This window comes from Falsiroseomonas stagni DSM 19981 (genome assembly GCF_900114315.1).
Lineage (GTDB): Bacteria > Pseudomonadota > Alphaproteobacteria > Acetobacterales > Acetobacteraceae > Falsiroseomonas > Falsiroseomonas stagni.
This window is the reverse complement of record NZ_FOSQ01000007.1, coordinates 154,903-171,353: the sequence shown is the minus strand read 5'-3', so window position 1 is coordinate 171,353 and position 16,451 is coordinate 154,903. Positions and strand designations below refer to the sequence as shown.

At 68.7% G+C, this 16,451-nt stretch carries 16 protein-coding genes; 8 read left to right on the top strand and 8 right to left on the bottom strand.

Annotated features, from left to right (window positions below):
- The first annotated feature begins 10 nt into the window (after nt 1-10).
- The 3 genes from BM041_RS18410 to BM041_RS18400 all read left to right on the top strand — a co-directional run bounded on the left by BM041_RS18410 (nt 11) and on the right by BM041_RS18400 (nt 2,284).
- Nucleotides 11-775 carry a transglutaminase N-terminal domain-containing protein gene (locus BM041_RS18410; RefSeq protein ID WP_092961350.1) on the top strand — a complete coding sequence of 255 codons (765 nt, stop codon included), beginning with the start codon at nt 11-13 and terminating at the stop codon, nt 773-775.
- Nucleotides 772-1,506, top strand: coding sequence for a proteasome-type protease (locus tag BM041_RS18405; RefSeq protein ID WP_092961349.1), 735 nt, complete (start codon nt 772-774; stop codon nt 1,504-1,506). The genes BM041_RS18410 and BM041_RS18405 overlap by 4 nt, the downstream gene beginning before the upstream one ends.
- Before the next feature lie 247 nt (nt 1,507-1,753).
- Nucleotides 1,754-2,284 (top strand): hypothetical protein, encoded by a 531-nt coding sequence (locus tag BM041_RS18400; protein WP_092961348.1) that lies wholly within the window; start codon nt 1,754-1,756, stop codon nt 2,282-2,284.
- A gap of 67 nt (nt 2,285-2,351) precedes the next feature.
- Here BM041_RS18400 and BM041_RS18395 read toward each other — a convergent pair whose 3' ends face one another.
- The 4 genes from BM041_RS18395 to BM041_RS18380 are packed head-to-tail and all read right to left on the bottom strand — an operon-like array spanning nt 2,352 to nt 6,974.
- Nucleotides 2,352-3,761 carry an FAD-binding oxidoreductase gene (locus BM041_RS18395; protein WP_092961347.1) on the bottom strand — a complete coding sequence of 470 codons (1,410 nt, stop codon included), beginning with the start codon at nt 3,759-3,761 and terminating at the stop codon, nt 2,352-2,354.
- A complete protein-coding gene (locus BM041_RS18390; RefSeq protein ID WP_092961346.1) occupies nt 3,758-5,119 on the bottom strand; it encodes an FAD-binding oxidoreductase in 1,362 nt (453 codons plus the stop codon). Before BM041_RS18390 ends, BM041_RS18395 begins: the two co-directional genes overlap by 4 nt.
- Nucleotides 5,112-5,930: a creatininase family protein gene (locus BM041_RS18385; protein WP_092961345.1), complete on the bottom strand. Its 819-nt coding sequence runs from the start codon at nt 5,928-5,930 to the stop codon at nt 5,112-5,114. Before BM041_RS18385 ends, BM041_RS18390 begins: the two co-directional genes overlap by 8 nt.
- A 24-nt stretch (nt 5,931-5,954) precedes the next feature.
- Nucleotides 5,955-6,974 (bottom strand): ABC transporter substrate-binding protein, encoded by a 1,020-nt coding sequence (locus tag BM041_RS18380; RefSeq protein WP_092961344.1) that lies wholly within the window; start codon nt 6,972-6,974, stop codon nt 5,955-5,957.
- Between the two features lie 227 nt (nt 6,975-7,201).
- Here BM041_RS18380 and BM041_RS18375 point away from each other — a divergent pair, with 227 nt between their 5' ends.
- Nucleotides 7,202-8,221 (top strand): aromatic ring-hydroxylating dioxygenase subunit alpha, encoded by a 1,020-nt coding sequence (locus BM041_RS18375; protein ID WP_092961343.1) that lies wholly within the window; start codon nt 7,202-7,204, stop codon nt 8,219-8,221.
- Nucleotides 8,222-8,224: 3 nt separating this feature from the next.
- On the opposite strand, the gene BM041_RS18370 is transcribed toward BM041_RS18375, so the two are convergent.
- Nucleotides 8,225-8,938: an aspartate racemase/maleate isomerase family protein gene (locus BM041_RS18370; protein WP_092961342.1), complete on the bottom strand. Its 714-nt coding sequence runs from the start codon at nt 8,936-8,938 to the stop codon at nt 8,225-8,227.
- Nucleotides 8,939-8,958: 20 nt separating this feature from the next.
- Complete coding sequence (locus BM041_RS18365) at nt 8,959-10,458, bottom strand: amidohydrolase family protein (RefSeq protein ID WP_092961341.1); 1,500 nt, start codon at nt 10,456-10,458, stop codon at nt 8,959-8,961.
- Nucleotides 10,459-10,491: 33 nt separating this feature from the next.
- Here BM041_RS18365 and BM041_RS18360 point away from each other — a divergent pair, with 33 nt between their 5' ends.
- From BM041_RS18360 to BM041_RS18345, 4 genes are read left to right on the top strand one after another with little or no spacing between them, the layout of a single operon-like run.
- Nucleotides 10,492-11,268: an SDR family oxidoreductase gene (locus BM041_RS18360; protein ID WP_092961340.1), complete on the top strand. Its 777-nt coding sequence runs from the start codon at nt 10,492-10,494 to the stop codon at nt 11,266-11,268.
- A 10-nt stretch (nt 11,269-11,278) separates the two neighbouring features.
- Nucleotides 11,279-12,076, top strand: a complete 798-nt coding sequence (locus tag BM041_RS18355; protein ID WP_092961339.1) for a BtpA/SgcQ family protein — start codon at nt 11,279-11,281, stop codon at nt 12,074-12,076.
- A gap of 4 nt (nt 12,077-12,080) precedes the next feature.
- Nucleotides 12,081-13,556 carry an FGGY-family carbohydrate kinase gene (locus tag BM041_RS18350; protein WP_092961338.1) on the top strand — a complete coding sequence of 492 codons (1,476 nt, stop codon included), beginning with the start codon at nt 12,081-12,083 and terminating at the stop codon, nt 13,554-13,556.
- Complete coding sequence (locus BM041_RS18345; protein ID WP_092961337.1) at nt 13,550-14,431, top strand: polysaccharide deacetylase family protein; 882 nt, start codon at nt 13,550-13,552, stop codon at nt 14,429-14,431. The genes BM041_RS18350 and BM041_RS18345 overlap by 7 nt, the downstream gene beginning before the upstream one ends.
- 92 nt (nt 14,432-14,523) lie before the next feature.
- Here the strand turns inward: BM041_RS18345 and BM041_RS18340 are convergent, their stop codons facing one another.
- Nucleotides 14,524-15,831, bottom strand: a complete 1,308-nt coding sequence (locus tag BM041_RS18340) for a TRAP transporter large permease (protein ID WP_092961336.1) — start codon at nt 15,829-15,831, stop codon at nt 14,524-14,526.
- A complete protein-coding gene (locus BM041_RS18335) occupies nt 15,828-16,433 on the bottom strand; it encodes a TRAP transporter small permease subunit (RefSeq protein WP_092961335.1) in 606 nt (201 codons plus the stop codon). The genes BM041_RS18340 and BM041_RS18335 overlap by 4 nt, the downstream gene beginning before the upstream one ends.
- Between the last annotated feature and the right edge of the window lie 18 nt (nt 16,434-16,451).

Here is a 16,451-nt window from a genome sequence, read left to right as displayed (position 1 = left end):
GGTCGCCACGATGCGCCTGCGTGTGCGCCACCGCCTGCACTGGGAGTTCGACGAGCCCCATTCCATGACCGTCCAGGCGCTGCGCCTGACGCCGCGGGACGAGGCCGGGCTGACCATCTGCCACTGGCGCATCGCGGGCGACCGCGGCGGCGCCATGCCGGGCTTCGAGGATGGCTACGGCAACACCACCCTGCTTCTGACACGCAACCTGCCGCATCGCGGCCTGTCCGTGACCGTGGACGGGGAAGTGGAGTTGCGGCTGGAATCAGGCCCCTCCGGCCTTGAGGAGACGCTGCCGGCGGAGGTCTTCAAGCGGGAGACCGCGCTGACCACGCTGGACGACGCGATCCGCGCCCTGGCCGCCGGCGCCCCCGCGCCCGCCGCCCTGGCCGCGACGCTGCGCGGGATGGTCGAGGTCGAGCCCCTGGCGGCGGAGGTGGCGGCGGAGGTGCTGGCCGCGCGCAAGGGCAGCGATGCGGGGCTGCTGCATCTGTTCCTCGCGGTGGTCCGGGCGGGCGGGACGCCGGCGCGCATGGTCTCCGGCTACGTCTGGGACGGGGCGAATGGGCAGGAGGCGGCGGCGCCGCATCTCTGGGCGGAATACTGGGATGGCGCGGCCTGGCAGGCGGTGGAGGTGCTACGGGAGGCACCGCCGCAGGCGCATATCCGCCTCGCCATCGGGCTTGATGAGAGCGAGGCCGGCGCGGTGCGCGGCATCCGCCGCGGCCCGGGTGCGGGGCATTTCGCGCATAGCGTCCGGGTGGACCGCGCGTGACCTATTGCGTCGGCCTGCTGCTGGATGCGGGCATGGTGCTGCTGTCCGACACGCGGACCAATGCCGGTGTCGACAACATCTCCGTCTTCGGCAAGACCTTCGTGGAACAGGTGCCCGGGGAGCGCGTGATGGCGCTGCTCACCGCCGGGAACCTGGCCGTGACGCAGGCCGTGTGGAACCGGCTGCAGGAAGGCGTGACGCTGGGCGGGCAGAGGCAGACCCTGGCCTCCGTGCCGACCATGTTCCGCGCCGCGCAATTGGTGGGGGAGGCGGTGCGCCAGGTCTTCGATGCGGATGGTCCGGCGCTGCGCGCGCAGGGCATCAGCTTCGACGTCTCCATCATGCTCGGCGGGCAGATCGCGGGCAGCGCGCCCCGCCTTTTCCTTGTGTATGCCGCGGGCAACTTCATCGAGGCGACGGCGGATACGCCCTTCCTCCAGATCGGCGAGCACAAATACGGCAAGCCGATCCTGGACCGGGTGCTGACGCCCGCCACGCCGCTGGCGGATGGCGTGACTCTGGCGCTGATCAGCATGGACAGCACCTTGCGGTCCAACCTGACGGTGGGCCTGCCCATCGACCTGACGGTGATCCGGCGCGATGCCCTGCAGGTGGGGCTGCGGCGGCGGATCGGGGAGGATGACCCGTATTTCGCCTTCCTCCGCCAGCGCTGGTCGGAGAGCCTGCGGGAAGCCTACCAGGCCCTGCCGCGGCCGGATTGGCTGGGCTGATGTGGCTTTCGGGCCACTAAAGGCTACTATGACTTTAGCCGATTATGCCGATTATGCGCATTTAGCACCGCTTTTCGCGGGGGGTGGAGCGGCGCGCCTGGATGGTGTTGGTGGGATGATATTCCCAGAATAGACCCGTGCCGCCGCCGCTGTCCAGCCTTTCCGCCCTGTTCCCCGCGGAACAGCCGCGCCCGTCACGGCGCCGCATCATGGCCCCCAGGACAACCCCTCCCGAGGAGCCACCCCGATGAGCACCGCCATCCTCACCTACAAGCGCACCGACCGCTTCGTGAAGAACACCTACGCCGTGAAGGACAAGGACGGGAACCCGGTGATGGAGGGGGGCAAGCCCGCCATGGCGGTGGCGCATGGCCTGGTCGGCGAATTATGGGTGCACGGCCTGATGTTCGAGACGATCGAGCGCATGGATGGCTACATGCACATGAAGGGCAACCGGACCTATCCCGCTTCCGCCATCTACTGGCACGAGAAGTACAAGTCCTTCGTCATCAATCCGGGGCTGGAGGAGCAGGAGACGAAGAAGGGCAACATCCTGATGCACCCGGGCAGCAAGCCATCCCATGTGCAGGGCTGCATCGCGGTGGGCTTCTTCAATGCCAATGGGAAGCTGGAGGACAGCAAATACTGCTTCGACGTGCTGCGCGACCAGGCCGGCGGCGCCAGCGTGCCGAAGGCGACACCGGTGACGCTGACCCTGGTGGTGGAGGGCCACATGCCCGCCCTTAGCGCCTGCACGCCCTGGGTCTACACGGCGTGACCGTCACGCGTACCCCCTCACCCAACCCTCTCCTCCCCCGGTGGGGGGGGAGAGGGCTTCAGGCAGGCTATTCCAGCACTTCCTCGACTTCCGGCGCATCGGCCTGGCCATACAGATAAAAGCTGCGCTTACGGTCGGGCGTCCAGTCGGGGTCGTCCCAGGCCAGCATCTTGCCGGGGTTCAGCAGGCCGTGCGGGTCCGCCACGCGCTTGAAGTCCAGCTGTTCGCTGTCGATCCGCTTCATGCCGCCTTCTTCCAGCGTGAAGGCATGCGGGTTGAAGACGGGGCAGCCGGCATCCTCATGGATGTCGATGATCTCGGCCAGGCGCTCCTCCGTCGTGTATCGGACCAGCTGGAGGCCGAAGCAGCTGACGACGCCGCCGAGGCGGACGAATTCCAGATGGATCGGCACCTCGTCCCCGAAGGTCTTCTCCATCTTCTCGATCAGCGCGAAGTGGTTGGGCGCGGGGTAGAGGGTCTGGAGATAGGTGAGGCTGCGATCGACCTTCAGGGCCTGGAGCGTCGTGTGGTTCCAGGTGAATTCATAGAGCGGCGTCTCCGCCTTCTCCGTCTCGCAGCGATACAACTCCGTGCCGCCGAAGCGCTCCAGCAGCGGCTTGAGCAATTCGAGAAAGGGCTCCGCCACCATCACCAGGGAGCAGGCGGCGCCGGCGGGGACGTAGGGCTGGAGCATCTTGAAGTAGGTCTGCGCCACGCCGGGCGCGACCACGCCCGCCATCTTCTTCGCGATGCCGTCGGAGGCGATCAGGGCTTCGGCAAAGCGCGCTGCCGAGATCGTGTCCGGGAAGCCCGCCAGCACATCCACCCAGTCCCAGGCGGGGGCGAGGGGCATTTCCACTTCCGTGATGATGCCGTTGGTGCCGTAGGCGTGGTTGGCCTTGTCGATATCGGTGCCGCGGAGTTCGAGCACGCGGGGCTCGGCCTCCATGGTGATGACGCGAAGGCCGAGGATGTTGCCGAATTCCCGCAGCTTGCCATAGGTGCAGGACCCGATGCCGGAGGACCCGCCGGCGATGAAGCCGCCGATGCTCGCCGTGCGCTTGGTGCTGGGGTGGAAGCGCAGTTCGCCGCGCACCTCCCGCCGCGTATGGGCATCGAGGTCGATGAGCTTCACGCCCGCCTGGGCGCGCACCACGCCGGGCTTGGTCCAGACCACGCGGTCGAGGCCCATGAGATCGAGGACGATGCCGCCCTTCAGCGGCATCGCCTGGCCGTAATTGCCCGTGCCGGCGCCGCGCGGCGTGAGCGGCACCTGGTGCTTCACGCAGGCGCTCAGGATGGCGATGACCTCGGCCTCGTCACGCGGGCAGGCGACGGCTTCGGCGGTGACGCCGTTGAGCTGGCGCTTGAGGACAGGCGAGTACCAGAAGAAGTCGCGCGACTTCTGCCGGACGAGGGCGGGATCGGTGATCCACTGGATGCCCGGCAGCGAGTCGATGACGGCCTGGACGGTCATGCTGGGGTGGTCTCCGCTGGAACGAAATCGCGCATCTTGCCGGGGTTGAGCAGGCCGAGCGGGTCCGTGCGCTGCTTGAAGCCGAGCTGGTCCCCGGGGACGCGGCGGTAGTTGCTGCCTTCCTCGATGGTGAGGACATGCGGGTTGGCGATGCCGATGCCCACGGCCTCGAAGGCCGCCATGATCTCATGCATCCGCTCGGCGCTGGTCCAGCGGATGACGGGAAGCGCCGACATGGTGGTGCGGCCGCCGAAGCGGACGCATTCCGTGTGCATCCAGACCTCGTCCCGGAAGGGCACGCGCACGGCCTCGATCGCCGCCAGCGTATCCTCGAAGGGGAAGCGGCATTGCAGGTAGCTGACGCCGCGATCCTTCTTCAGGACCTGGAGCGTCGTGTGGTTCCAGCAGTATTCGTAGAAGGGCGTCTTGTCCGGGTCGCGCTCGGCCTCGACGGTCGATTGCTCCACCAGGAAGGTGCCGTTGTGGTCGCGGGCCAGGTCGCGCAGCGCGCGGAGGCCCGAGGGCGCGACCATGGTCAGGACCAGTGACTGCCCGGCCGGGACGCTATCCGCGATGGCGCGGAAGAAGGGCGGAAGCTGGCTGTCGAAGACCGCGCACATCTTCTTCGGGATGCCATCGGCGAAAGCCAGCGCGAGGGCGAAGGCGGAGGCATCGGTGAACTTCTCGAAGCCGATGGCGATGTCGCGCCATTCCTGCGCCGGCGTCAGCGGCAGGCGGATGCGCGTCATGATCCCCGTGGTGCCATAGGTGCGATTGACCGGGGAGGCATCGTCCCCTTCCAGGTCCAGCACCACCGGCGGGTCCTGCATGGTGGCGACGCGGGCGCCGACGAGGTTGCCGCGTTCCCGCATCGTGCCATGGGCGATGCCGCCGACCCCCGCGCCGCCGCCGGCCACGAAGCCGCCGATGGTCGCGGTGCGCTTGGTGGAGGGCCAGAGCTTGAGTTCCCACCCCTGGTCACGCGCCCAGAGGTCGAGGTCGATCATCTTCATGCCGCATTCGACATCGACGACGCCATCGGTGAGAGAGATGGGCTTCGCCATCGCCGTCATGTCCAGGATGACGCCGCCTTCCAGTGGCACGCATTGCCCGTAATTGCCAGTGCCGCCGCCGCGCGTCGTCACGGGCACGCGGGCCGCGCGGCAGGCGGCCAGGATGCGCAGCACCTCGGCCTCATCCTTCGGGCGGGCGTAGAGTTCGCCCGCCTTGCCGTCGAGGATCGCCTTCAGGATGGGGCTGTACCAGTAGAAGTCGCGCGACTTCTGGCGCAGCAGCGCACGATCGGTCGAGACCTCGATCCCGTCCAGCGCGGCGAGGAGCCCGGCGATGTCAGCCATGGGCGGAGAGCTCATTCGCCAGGAAGGATTCCGCATCGAAGGCGGCGACCTGCGTCCAGAGCGCGGCCATGCGTTCCGCCGCGAAATCGAGGAGCTGTTCGCCAATCTCTGCCGTGGCGAGGGACGCATCGCCCACGGCGCCGGCGGGGTTGAGGTCCTGCGCCTGCCAGGCGAGCGGCGCGCCGCCATCGGGGGCCATCCGCGGGGCGACGTTGGAGACGCCCTGCCAGCGGCTCACGAAGTTGACCGCCTTGTCCATGTGAACCAGATGCGGCGTGAGGGCGAGCATCACGCTCGTCTCGTCGCGGCCGGCGTGGATGCCGTAGCGGCCTTCAACCTCATCCTTCAGCGCATCCGGCTTGCCCATGCGCGCCCACATGGCGTTCACGGCCAGGATGTTGTGCTGGATGCGAAGGCGGCGGCAGGCGATGTCGAGGACCGAGACATTGCCGCCATGGCTGTTCACGATCACCAGGCGCTTCACGCCGGCGCGGGCGACGGAGGCGCCCATATCGGCCACGATGGCCAGCAGCGTCTCCGGCGTGGTGGTGACGGTGCCGGGGAAGCGGAGGTGTTCGACCGAACACCCCACGGATTGCGTCGGCAGCACCAGCACGGGCAAATCGTCCGGGATGACCTTCAGGGTGCGGGCGACGACGCCCTGGTTGATGGTGGTGTCGACGGAGACCGGGAGGTGCGGGCCGTGCTGCTCGATCGAGGCGACGGGCAGCACGGCGACGGTATTGGCCGGCAGCGTCTTGAACGCCGGCCAGGGCAGGTCCTGCCAATAGCGGGTGGGAAGGGGGGCCATGGGCAGGACCTTTCGTGAAGCGCCTCAGGCCAGCCGAAGGTCGGTGGCCGGGGGGAGGTAGGACGGGTCGTAGATATCCGAGGCCGGCATCGGGCGCGAGATGGCGAAGGCCTCCCTCACCGCATCGATGCTGCGCTGCAGGCGGGGGATGTCCACCTGGCCGAAGCCGTTGCGGCGGACATGGTCCGTGAAGGTCAGCCGGTCCAGCGCCATGCGCAGGCGCTCCGTCTCCAGCGCCACGTCGGTCAGGGCTTCGCGCCGCCGCAGGTTGGCGATGGTGGCGGCGGGGTCGCGCAGGCTGTCGTATTGCGCGCGGACCAGGCCGCGGATCAGGCCCGTGACGGCGCGGGGATTGGCGGTGGCCCAGCGGCGCGTGGTGATCAGCGACGTCGCAAAGAAATCCGCCCCGACATCGCTGTAGAGCATGGTGACGATGTCCTGCTCCGGGATGCCGAGGCCGCGGAGCGAGAAGATGCCGGAGGTGATGAAACCCGTGATGGCATTGGCGCGGCCCTGCACCAGCATGGGTTCGCGCAGCTGCGGCGTCACGGTGGTCCAGCGCACGCTGTTCGGGTCGATGCCCGCCGCCTTGGCGAAGGCGGGGAACAGCTGGCGGCCGGCATCGGATTCGGGGCTGGCCAGGGTCTTGCCGACCAGGTCGGCGGGGGTGCGGATATTCTCCCGCCGGAGCGTCATGATCGCCATCGCCGTGGCGTCATGGATGATGAAGGGGGTGAAGAGGTCGCTTTCCGGCCGTTCGAGGCGCATGCGGATGGTGGGGTTCAGGTCGGCGACGCCGACATCATAGGCACCCGCGGAAATCTTCACCGGCACGTCGCCGGAGCCGAAGCCGCGATCCATGGTCACGTTCAGCCCGGCTTCGCGGAAATACCCGCGGTCCAGTGCCAGCAGGAAGGCGCCCTGCGGGCCCTGCAAGGCCCAGTCCAGCGTGAAGCGGACATCCAGCAGCGATTGCGCATGCACCGCGGGGGCGGCGAGGGCGGCGGAGCCGAACAGGGCAAGGGCGTGGCGGCGGCGGATCATGGCGGTTCCCGGCAGGTTGTGGTTGCGGCGCTGTTAGCAAGCGGCGGGCAGGGGGTGGAGGGGGGATTTGCCGCAGGCCGGGGCGTGCGGCCCGTATTCTGCCGATGGATTGGGCGGAATGGTGATGGAATGGGCGGTTTCGCGATGGGGCGCGCGAATGGGCGCTTGCGCCGGGCAGGCGGGATTTGCACCCTGGGGGCCACATTCCTGCGAAAGGGCCTCCCCGGATGCTCGCCACCGCCACGCCGCTGCTGAAGCGATTCTGGTACCCCGTCATCCCCGTCAGCCACCTGAAGGATGGGCCGAAGCCCTTCAGGCTGCTGGGCCGCGACCTGGTCCTGTGGCTGGATGGGGAGGGCAAGGCGGCGGCGATGGATGACCGCTGCTGCCACCGCACGGCCAAGCTCTCCAAGGGCTTCTACAGCAATGGCTGGCTCGCCTGCGGGTATCATGGGTGGGAGTTCTCCTCCGAGGGCCGGGTGATGCGGGTGCCGCAGCGGCCCGTGGACCGGCAGGGGCAGACGAACATGCGGGTGCCGTCCTACCGGGCGGAAACGCGCTACGGCTATGTCTGGGTGGCGCTGGAAGACCCGGTCTACGGCCTGCCGGAATTCGAGGAGGAGGGCCTGGGCTTCCGCCGCATCGACGAGTTCTACGAGGTGTGGAACTGCGCCGGGCTGCGGCTGATGGAGAACAGCTTCGACAACGCCCATTTCGCCTTCGTCCACCGCGCCAGCTTCGGCGACCAGGGCCACCCGGAACCCGCGAAGCTGGAGATCGAGGAGCACGCCGACGGCTTCATGATGATCACGGAGGTTCCGGTACGGAATCCCGAGATCCAGAAGAAGGTGCTGAACATGGAGAGCGACACCACGGTGCGCCACATGAGCGGCCGGTGGTACGCGCCCTTCCTGCGCAAGCTGCGCATCCGCTACCCCAACGGGCTCAGCCACAGCATCGTCACCTGCGCGACGCCGATCGACGATGCGTCATCGATGGTGGTGCAGTTTGTCTACCGCAACGACACGGAGGAACAGGCGAAGGCCGAGGATGTGATCGCCTTCGACCGCGTCGTGACGGATGAGGACCGCGACATCCTGGAGAGCACGGAATTCGACGTGCCGCTGGACCAGACGGGCATCGAGATGAACATGCCCTCCGACCGGCCCGGCGTGCTGATGCGCCGGATGCTCGCGCGGATGATCGCGGAGCATCAGGCGAAGGTGCCTGCGGAAGCGGCGGAGTAGGCGCTACATCGCGATGGTGAAGATCCGGCCGAGGCTCGCCGCCGGGGTCGGGTCGATCCCCGCGGCCAGCAGCGTGCCCCAGACTCCGATCGCGGCGCTGTCGAGGATGGGGATGCCGGTCTCGGCCTCCAGCGGGGCCATGGTGTCGAGGCCCGGCAGGTTGGTGGACCACAGCAGGATCGCGTCCACCCCGCCTTCCCGCGCGACCTCCCGCACCAGGGCGGCGATCCGGTCCGGCGGGACGGAAGCGGCGGCGAGATTGTCCTTCAGGTCGAGGCTGCGGACGGGGCCGAGGGTAAGGCCGAAGCCGGCGGCGGCTTCCGCGGCATAGACGGTGTCGCCGGGGGTGACGAAGCCGATGCGCCTTGCACCGATCCGGTCCAGCAGCCTGGCCGTGTCCAGCGCGGCGGTCGTGGCGGGGCAGCCGGCAGCCTCTGCCATGATGGCGCAAAGGCGGCGATCGGCATCGAGCCCGAGCCCCGCGCCGCGCGTGCCGTTCCAGGAGAGGGCGCCGATGCCGGCATGGCCGAGCTGCCAGGCGGCATGGCGATAGGCCTCCGCCTCATAGCCGTCCTTCGGCTGGCCGATGCCGGCGCCGTAGTAGGTGATGCGGGCGATACAGCTGTCCACGCCAGGGATGTGGCGCATGATCCCGGCCAGTGTCCGTTCCACGACCCGGTTGGAGGATGGCGTGATGGTGCCGATGGCGGGGATCATGCGGGGCTTCTCCGGAATGGTCAGCGCGTGAGGCGGCGTTGCAGGCCGACATCGCGGGCATGGGCGCGCAGCACCATCTCCCGGTAGGCGGGTTCCAGCCGGCGCGCGGCGTCGATGGCGGGGGCGAAGGCTTCGCGGTAGCCGGCGGTGAGGTCGCGGGCCTCCTGCCGCAGCGCGGCCTCGTCCATCGTCGTGACGCGGCCATCCTCGAAGACCACGACACCATCGACGATGGTGGTGCGGACGCTGGACGCGGGTTCGCAGAAGACGAGCTGGCGGTGCAGGTCGTTCAGCGGCGTGAAGGGCAGGGTGTCGAGGTCCAGCAGGATCACATCCGCCTTGGCGCCGGGCGAGAGATGCCCGATCCCGGGCCAGCGCAGCGCCCGCGCGCCGCCCTGCATGGCGCAGCGCAAAATCTCCTTCGCGCCGGGCCAGCGGCGGTAATCCACATCGGAGAGCGTGTGCACCAGCCCCGCCATCTTCATCGCGGCCCAGGGGTTGATGGCGTCATCGGCCACTGCCTCATCCGTGCCGATGGCGATGGGCACGCCGGCATCGCGCAGCGCGCGGAACGGCATAACCCCGCTGCCGAGGCGGAGGTTGCAGAGCGGATTATGCGCGACCGTCGCGCCGGACCGCGCGATCAGGGCGATATCCGCGTCATCCACCCAGATGGCGTGAATGATGACAAGGAATTCGTCGAGGATGCCGTGATCCTGCGCGAGCCTCACCAGGCTGCGGCCGAATTTCTCCTCCCCCAGCACGCGCTGGAGCTTTGTCTCCAGGATGTGGCAGTTGAAGGGGAGGTCGTGCTTCCGCGCGAGCGCCGACAGCGCCTGGAGATAGGGGATTTCGCATCGCTGCGGGGCGGAGCAGGAGAGGGCGGCGGCGATGCGGCCGCCTGACGTGTTGTCCCAACGGCCGATGAGGTGGTCATAGAGGGCGAGCAGCTCCTCCGTCGATTGCCGCGGCGCGGCCTCCATCGCCGCGATGGCCTCGGGCGGCAGCAATTCCTTGAGGAAGGGGTATTTCTCGTATTCCACCAGCTGCGGCTGGTCGATGGCGATTCGGGCGCGCATGCCGCTGTCGCGATAGGCCTCCATGATGCCGTCGATGCCGTCCCGGTCGGCCACGGGGACGTGGAAGGCATCGTCCATCACGGTGGTGACGCCGTGGCGCAGCATCTCCATCGCGCCCAGCATGGTGCGGACGTAGTTGAGGCGCTTGACCGGCGCACCCTCGATCAGGGGCGGAACCTCGTAGAGCATGAAGACTTCGAGCGGCAGGCCATCCACCATGCCGCGCAGGAAGTTGCCGGGGCTGTGGAAATGCGCGTTGATGAGGCCGGGCATGGCCAGCATGCCGCGCGCCTCGATCACGCGGTCGGGCCTGCGGTCTGGACAAAGCGCGGGGCCGACGGCCACGATGGCGTTGCCCTCGATGAGGATGTCGCCCTCCGGCCATTCGGTGGCGGCGTCGTCGAAGGTCAGGATTCGGGCATTGCGGATCAGGATGGACATGGCGACCCCTTCGTCACGAACAGGCTACCCCGCATGAGTCGCGTGCTGGAAGGGCGCCGCGCCTTCGTCACGGGGGGCGGCGCTGGGATCGGGCGGGCCATCGTGCTGGCGCTGGCGGCCGCGGGCGCGCGGGTCTGCGTGACGGATCTGGACGCGGGCGCGGCGGCGCGCGTGGCGGCGGAGGCCGGGGGCGGCGCCTTCGGCCTGGCGCTGGATGTGCGCGATGCCGCGGCGACGGCCGCGGCGGTAGACGAGGCCGTGGCAGCGATGGGCGGGATCGATGCGGCGGTGGCCAATGCCGGCGTCTCCACCATGCGGCGCGTGGTGGACCTGACGGAGGCCGAGTGGGACTTCAACATGGACGTCAACGCCAAGGGCGTGTTCCTGACGAACCAGGCGGTGGTGCGCCACATGCTGGCGGCGGGAACCAAAGGCGCGATCGTCAATACCGCGTCGCTCGCCGCCAAGGTGGGCGCGCCGCTGCTGGCGCATTACTCCGCCAGCAAATTCGCCGTCGCCGGCTTCACCCAGGCCATCGCGAAGGAAGTCGCACCGAACGGCATCCGCGTGAACTGCGTCTGCCCGGGCTTCGTCGCGACCTCCATGCAGGAGCGGGAGGTGGTGTGGGAAGCGCAACTCCGGGGCATGACGGAAGACGCCGTGCGGGCGGAATACGTGTCGCTGACGCCGCTCGCCCGGTTGCAGCAGCCGGAGGATGTGGCCGATGTGGTGGTGTTCCTGCTGGGCGATTCATCGCGATTCATGACCGGCCTGGCCGTGGACGTGAATGGCGGCGTGTTCATGAGCTGACGAGGACAAGATGATCCCGGGATTGTTCGAGACCAGGAAGACGGTGATCGCCATGGCCCATCTGGGGCCCTTGCCGGGATCGCCGCTGTATGACGCGAAGCGTGGCATGGCGGGGCTGCTGGACGATGTGCTGGAGGATATCGCGGCGCTCCAGAAGGGCGGCGTCGATGCCATCATGTTCGGCAATGAGGGGGACCGACCCTATCTGCTGAAGGCAACGCCGGAGAGCCTGGCGGCGATGACGGCGCTGGTGACGGCGGCGAAGCCCGCGCTGACCGTGCCCTTCGGCGTCAACTACCTCTGGGATCCTGTTGGTACCGTCGCCGTCGCCGTGGCGACCGGCGCGCGCTTCGCGCGGGAGGTCTTCACTGGCGTCTATGCCAGCGACATGGGGATGTGGGAGCCCGATTGCGCCGGCGCGCTGCGGCTGCGGGCGCAACTCGGCCGGCAGGATCTGAAGCTGCTGTTCAACATCAACGCGGAATTCGCCAGCACGCCGGATACGCGCAGCATCGAGCAGCGGGCGCGGAGCGCGATCTTCTCCTCGCTCGCCGATGTCATCTGCGTCTCCGGCGGCATCACGGGGCAGGCGGTGGAGGGATCGGATCTGGAAGCGGCGCGGCGGGGCGCGGGAAGCACGCCCGTCTTCGCCAATACCGGCGTGACCATCGACAATGTGGAGACGATCATGCGCGTGGCCGATGGCTGCGTGATCGGTACGCATTTCAAGCACCAGGGCAATACCTGGAACAAGGTGGACCCGGATCGCGTCGCGCGCTTCATGGACCGGGTGCGGGGGCTGCGGTAGGCGCGTGGCGCGGCTGATCGGGATCGATATCGGCACCACCTCCACCATCGGCATCCTGGTGGATAGCGATGGCGCCGTGCTGGCGACGGCGTCGCGCCCCGTCGATCTGCGCAGCCCCGCGCCCGGATGGGCGGAGGAAGACCCGGACCAGTGGTGGGACAACACCCTGGCGATCCTGCGGGCGATGCTGGCGCAATCGCCCGGCCCCGTCGCTGCCATCGGCGTGACCGGCATGGTGCCCGCCTTGGTGCTGCGGGACGGCGCGGGGGCGCTGATCCGGCCGAGCATCCAGCAGAGCGATGGCCGCACCAGCGCGGAGGTGGAGGAGATCCGCGCGGAGGTCGATGAGGCCGCCTTCATCGCCCGCACCGGCAATGGCGTGAACCAGCAGTTGATCGCGCCGAAGCTGCGCTGGCTGCGGCGGCACGAACCGCACGCCTTCGCGCGCATCGCGACCCTGCGCGGCAGCTACGACGACATCGCCTGGCGCCTGACCGGCGCGGCTTCCCTGGAACGCAACTGGGCGCTGGAGGCCGGGTTCCTGGACCTGGCCACCGATGCCATCGCGGAAGACCTGGTGGCGCTCGGCGGCGTCACGCCCGCAATGCTGCCGCCGCTGCGGGCGGGGCATGTGGTGATCGGCGGCGTCACGGCGGAGGTGCCGGGGCTGGCGAAGGGCACGCCGGTGGTGGCGGGCTGCGCGGACCATGTGGCCTCCGCCTTCGTCGCGGGGGTCACGCGGCCCGGCGACCTGCTGGTGAAATTCGGGGGCGCGGGGGACATCCTGCTGGCGACGTCATCGCCCAGCCCGGACCCGCGGCTGTTCCTCGACTTCCATTTGGTGCCGGGGCTGTTCCTGCCGAATGGCTGCATGGCGACATCGGGCGCGGTGCTGAACTGGGTGGTGCGGGAATGGGGCGGCGGGCGCAGCCATGCGGAACTGGACATGATGGCGGCGGATGTGCGGCCGGGGGCGGCGGGGCTGCTGCTGCTGCCCTATTTCCTCGGCGAGAAGACGCCGCTGCATGATCCCCATGCCCGCGGCACGCTGATCGGCCTCGGCCTGCATCACGGCCTGGCGCATGTCTGGCGCGCGGCGCTGGAGGCGGTGTGCTTCGGCTTCCGCCATCATGTGGAGGTGCTGCGCGACCTCGGCCACGATACGACCCATGTGATCGCGAGCGATGGCGGGGCGGCGAGCCGCGTCTGGATGCAGATCGCGGCGGATGTGCTGGGGCTGCCGATCCACCTGCTGCACGGGCATCCCGGCTCCTGCCTCTGCGCGGCCTATGTCGCGGGGATTGGCGTTGGCGCCTTCGAGGATTGGAACGCGATCGGCCGCTTCGTAACGCCGGCCGGCCGGGTGGAGCCCGATGCGACGGCGGCGGCGCGCTATAACGCGATCTACCCGCTGTGGCGCGAGAGCTATGAGCGGCTGAAGCCGTTGTTTCCCAGGCTGGCGGCGGTAACGGGATGCTGAAGACCCACGGACGCTACGCGCATCGATCCATCGAGGATCGGCCCCGCTTCCGCTGGCCCGGCGGCAAGGGGCTCGCGCTGTATGTCGCGCTGAATGTCGAACACTACGCCTTCGGCGAGGGGCTGGTGGAGGATCTGGTGCCGGGCGGCACGCAGCCCGACGTGCTGAACAATGCCTGGCGCGAATACGGCACGCGCGTTGGCGCCTGGCGGCTGCTGCGGCAGTTCCAGCAGCACGGCATCCCCCTGACGGTGCTGCTGAACAGCGCCGTCTATGACCAGGCGCCGGATTTTCCCGCCGCCTGCCGCGCGCTGGGCCATGAGATCGCCTGCCACGGCCGCACCAATTCCGAAAGCCAGGCCGGGCTGTCGGAGGCGGATGAGCGCGCGCTGATCGCGGAGGCGACATCGCGCATCGCGCGGGAGGAAGGCGTGGCGCCGGAGGGATGGCTCGGCCCCTGGCTGGCGGAGACGCCGCGCACGCCGGAGCTGATCCGCCGCGCGGGCTATCGCTACATCATGGATTGGGGCGCGGATGACCAGCCGATCTGGCTGCTGACGGATGCGGGGCCGCTGCTGGCCATGCCCTATTCGCAGGAGATCAACGACAGCGTCGCCATCATCGGCCGCCAGGCGAGTGCGGCCGAATTCGCCGACATGATCATCGACCAGGTGGACCAGATGATCGCGGATGCGGCGGAGGTGCCCCTCGTCTTCGGCCTTGCGCTGCACGCCAACATCATGGGCCAGCCCTTCCGCCGGCGGCAGCTGGACCGCGCGCTGGCGCATATCGCGGCGCGGGCCGGCGACATCTGGATCACGCGCGGGGCCGATATCGCGGCCTTCGTGCATGAGGATCCGTCGCGGGCCGTATGAAAGGCGCCTGCCAGGGACAGGCAAGGCGCGAAGGCGGCCCGCCGCTCATGCGGCGAGCCAAGCCGGCGCCTGGCGCTTGAAGGCACGAAAAGTCACGGCGCGTACATCAGCCTCGGCAGCCACAGCGCCATCTCCGGGATGGCGATCAGCAGCGCCGTCATCAGCACCATCGCGGCGAAGAAGGGGATGGTGCCGGCGAAGACCTGGGCGATGGTGCCTTCCCGCCGCACGGCCTGGATGACGTAGAGCGTCATGCCGACCGGGGGCGAGAGCAGCGAGACCTCGCACATCAGCACCATGAAGACGCCGAACCAGATCGGGTCGATGCCGGCCGCGACCACCACGGGGAAGACGATGGGCACGGTGCCGACCATCATCGGCAGGCTCTCGAAGAAGATGCCGAGCAGCAGGTAGAAGACGGCGAGGGCGATCAGCAGCTCGATCCGCGAGGCGCCGAGTTCCGTGATGAACTTACCGAGTGCCGGCGTGACGCCCAGCAGGCCGAGGACGAAGTTCAGGTAGAAGGCGGCGGCCAGCACCAGCATGGACATGGCGGTGAGCTGCGCGGTGGCGATGAAGCATTCATGCAGCATCTTCACGTTCAGCCGGCCGTAGAAGGCGGCGATGGGCAGCGCCGCCACCACAGCCAGCGCCGCGCTTTCCGTCACCGTCGCCCATCCCGTATAGATGGAGCCCATGATGATGGTGAAGATCACCAGCGGCGGCAGCAGGTCCACCAGGCGCTTCAACCGCACCAGCAGCGGGTCCAGCACTTCCTTCTGCCGCACCAAATCGGGCCGCGCGAGGGCGAGGACGACGATCGTCGCCATGAACAGCAGCGTCATCACGATGCCGGGGATGACGGCCGCGGCGTAGAGCTGCCCGACGGAGGTATTGGTCAGCGCCCCATAGACGATCAGCGCGATGCCCGGCGGGATGAGGTTGCCGAGCGAGGCGCCGGCCGCGATGGAGCCCAGCACCAGGCGGTCATCGTATTTGCGCTTGCGGAAGGAAGGCAGCGCGACGGTGGCGATGGTGGCGGCGGTGGCGACGGAGGACCCCGACACGGCGGAGAAGATGGCGCTGGCGCCGACATTCGTGTGCAGCAGGCCGCCGGGCAGGGGGTTCAGCCAGTCCGACAGGCTCTGGTACAGCCTGTCGGTGCTGCCGCTGCGGACCAGGATCTCCCCCAGCAGGATGTAGAGCGGGATGGAGAGAAGGACGTAATCCTCCATCGCACCCCAGAACTGCATTCCCGCCGCCGCGACCAGGGCCGGGCTGAGATAGACCACCGCGCCGATGGCGGCGACGGCGAACATCGCGGTGGCGACATGCAGGCCGAGGAAGAGCAGCCCGACCAGGAGGCCGAAGCCGATCGCGGTTTCACCGACGCCGATCATGGGGCGAGATCCTTGCCGGCCGTGCGCGTCGCGATGGCGCTGGCCTCGATGGCGACTTCCTCATCCAGCGTCATGGGGCCGTAGAGGTGGTTCACGTGCTTGCGGTCCGTCAGCAGCAGCCAGGCGGCGTGGAGCGCCAGCAGCACTGCGATGACCGCGAAGACGACGATGCCCGCCAGCCAGAGCGATTGCGGAATCCAGAGCGGCGTGCCGAGCGGCGTGATGGCATGGGCGTCGAACTCGATCGTCTCCTCCAGCACCGCCCATCCACGGAGCGACGCGAAGACGGCGAAGCCCGCCAGCAGCGCATAGGCGAAGGCGTTGAGGAAGGCGCGCAGCCATTCCGGCATGTGGGCCAGCAGGAAATCGACGCGGGTATGGGACTTCGTCACCAGCGCCCAGGCGAAGGCGAGGGAGGAGACGACCGCGGTGGTGTAGCCGCCGACCTCATCGATGCCTTGCAGCGAGAAGCCGAAGAACTTCCGGGCGATGATCTCGAAGCAGGTGACGAAGGAGAAGCCGAGCAGCCACCAGCCGCCGGCCAAGGCGAGAACGCGGGCGGGCGGGCCGAGGAGGCGGGTGAGGGGATTGCCGTCATTCATGGACCGGCCCCAGGCATT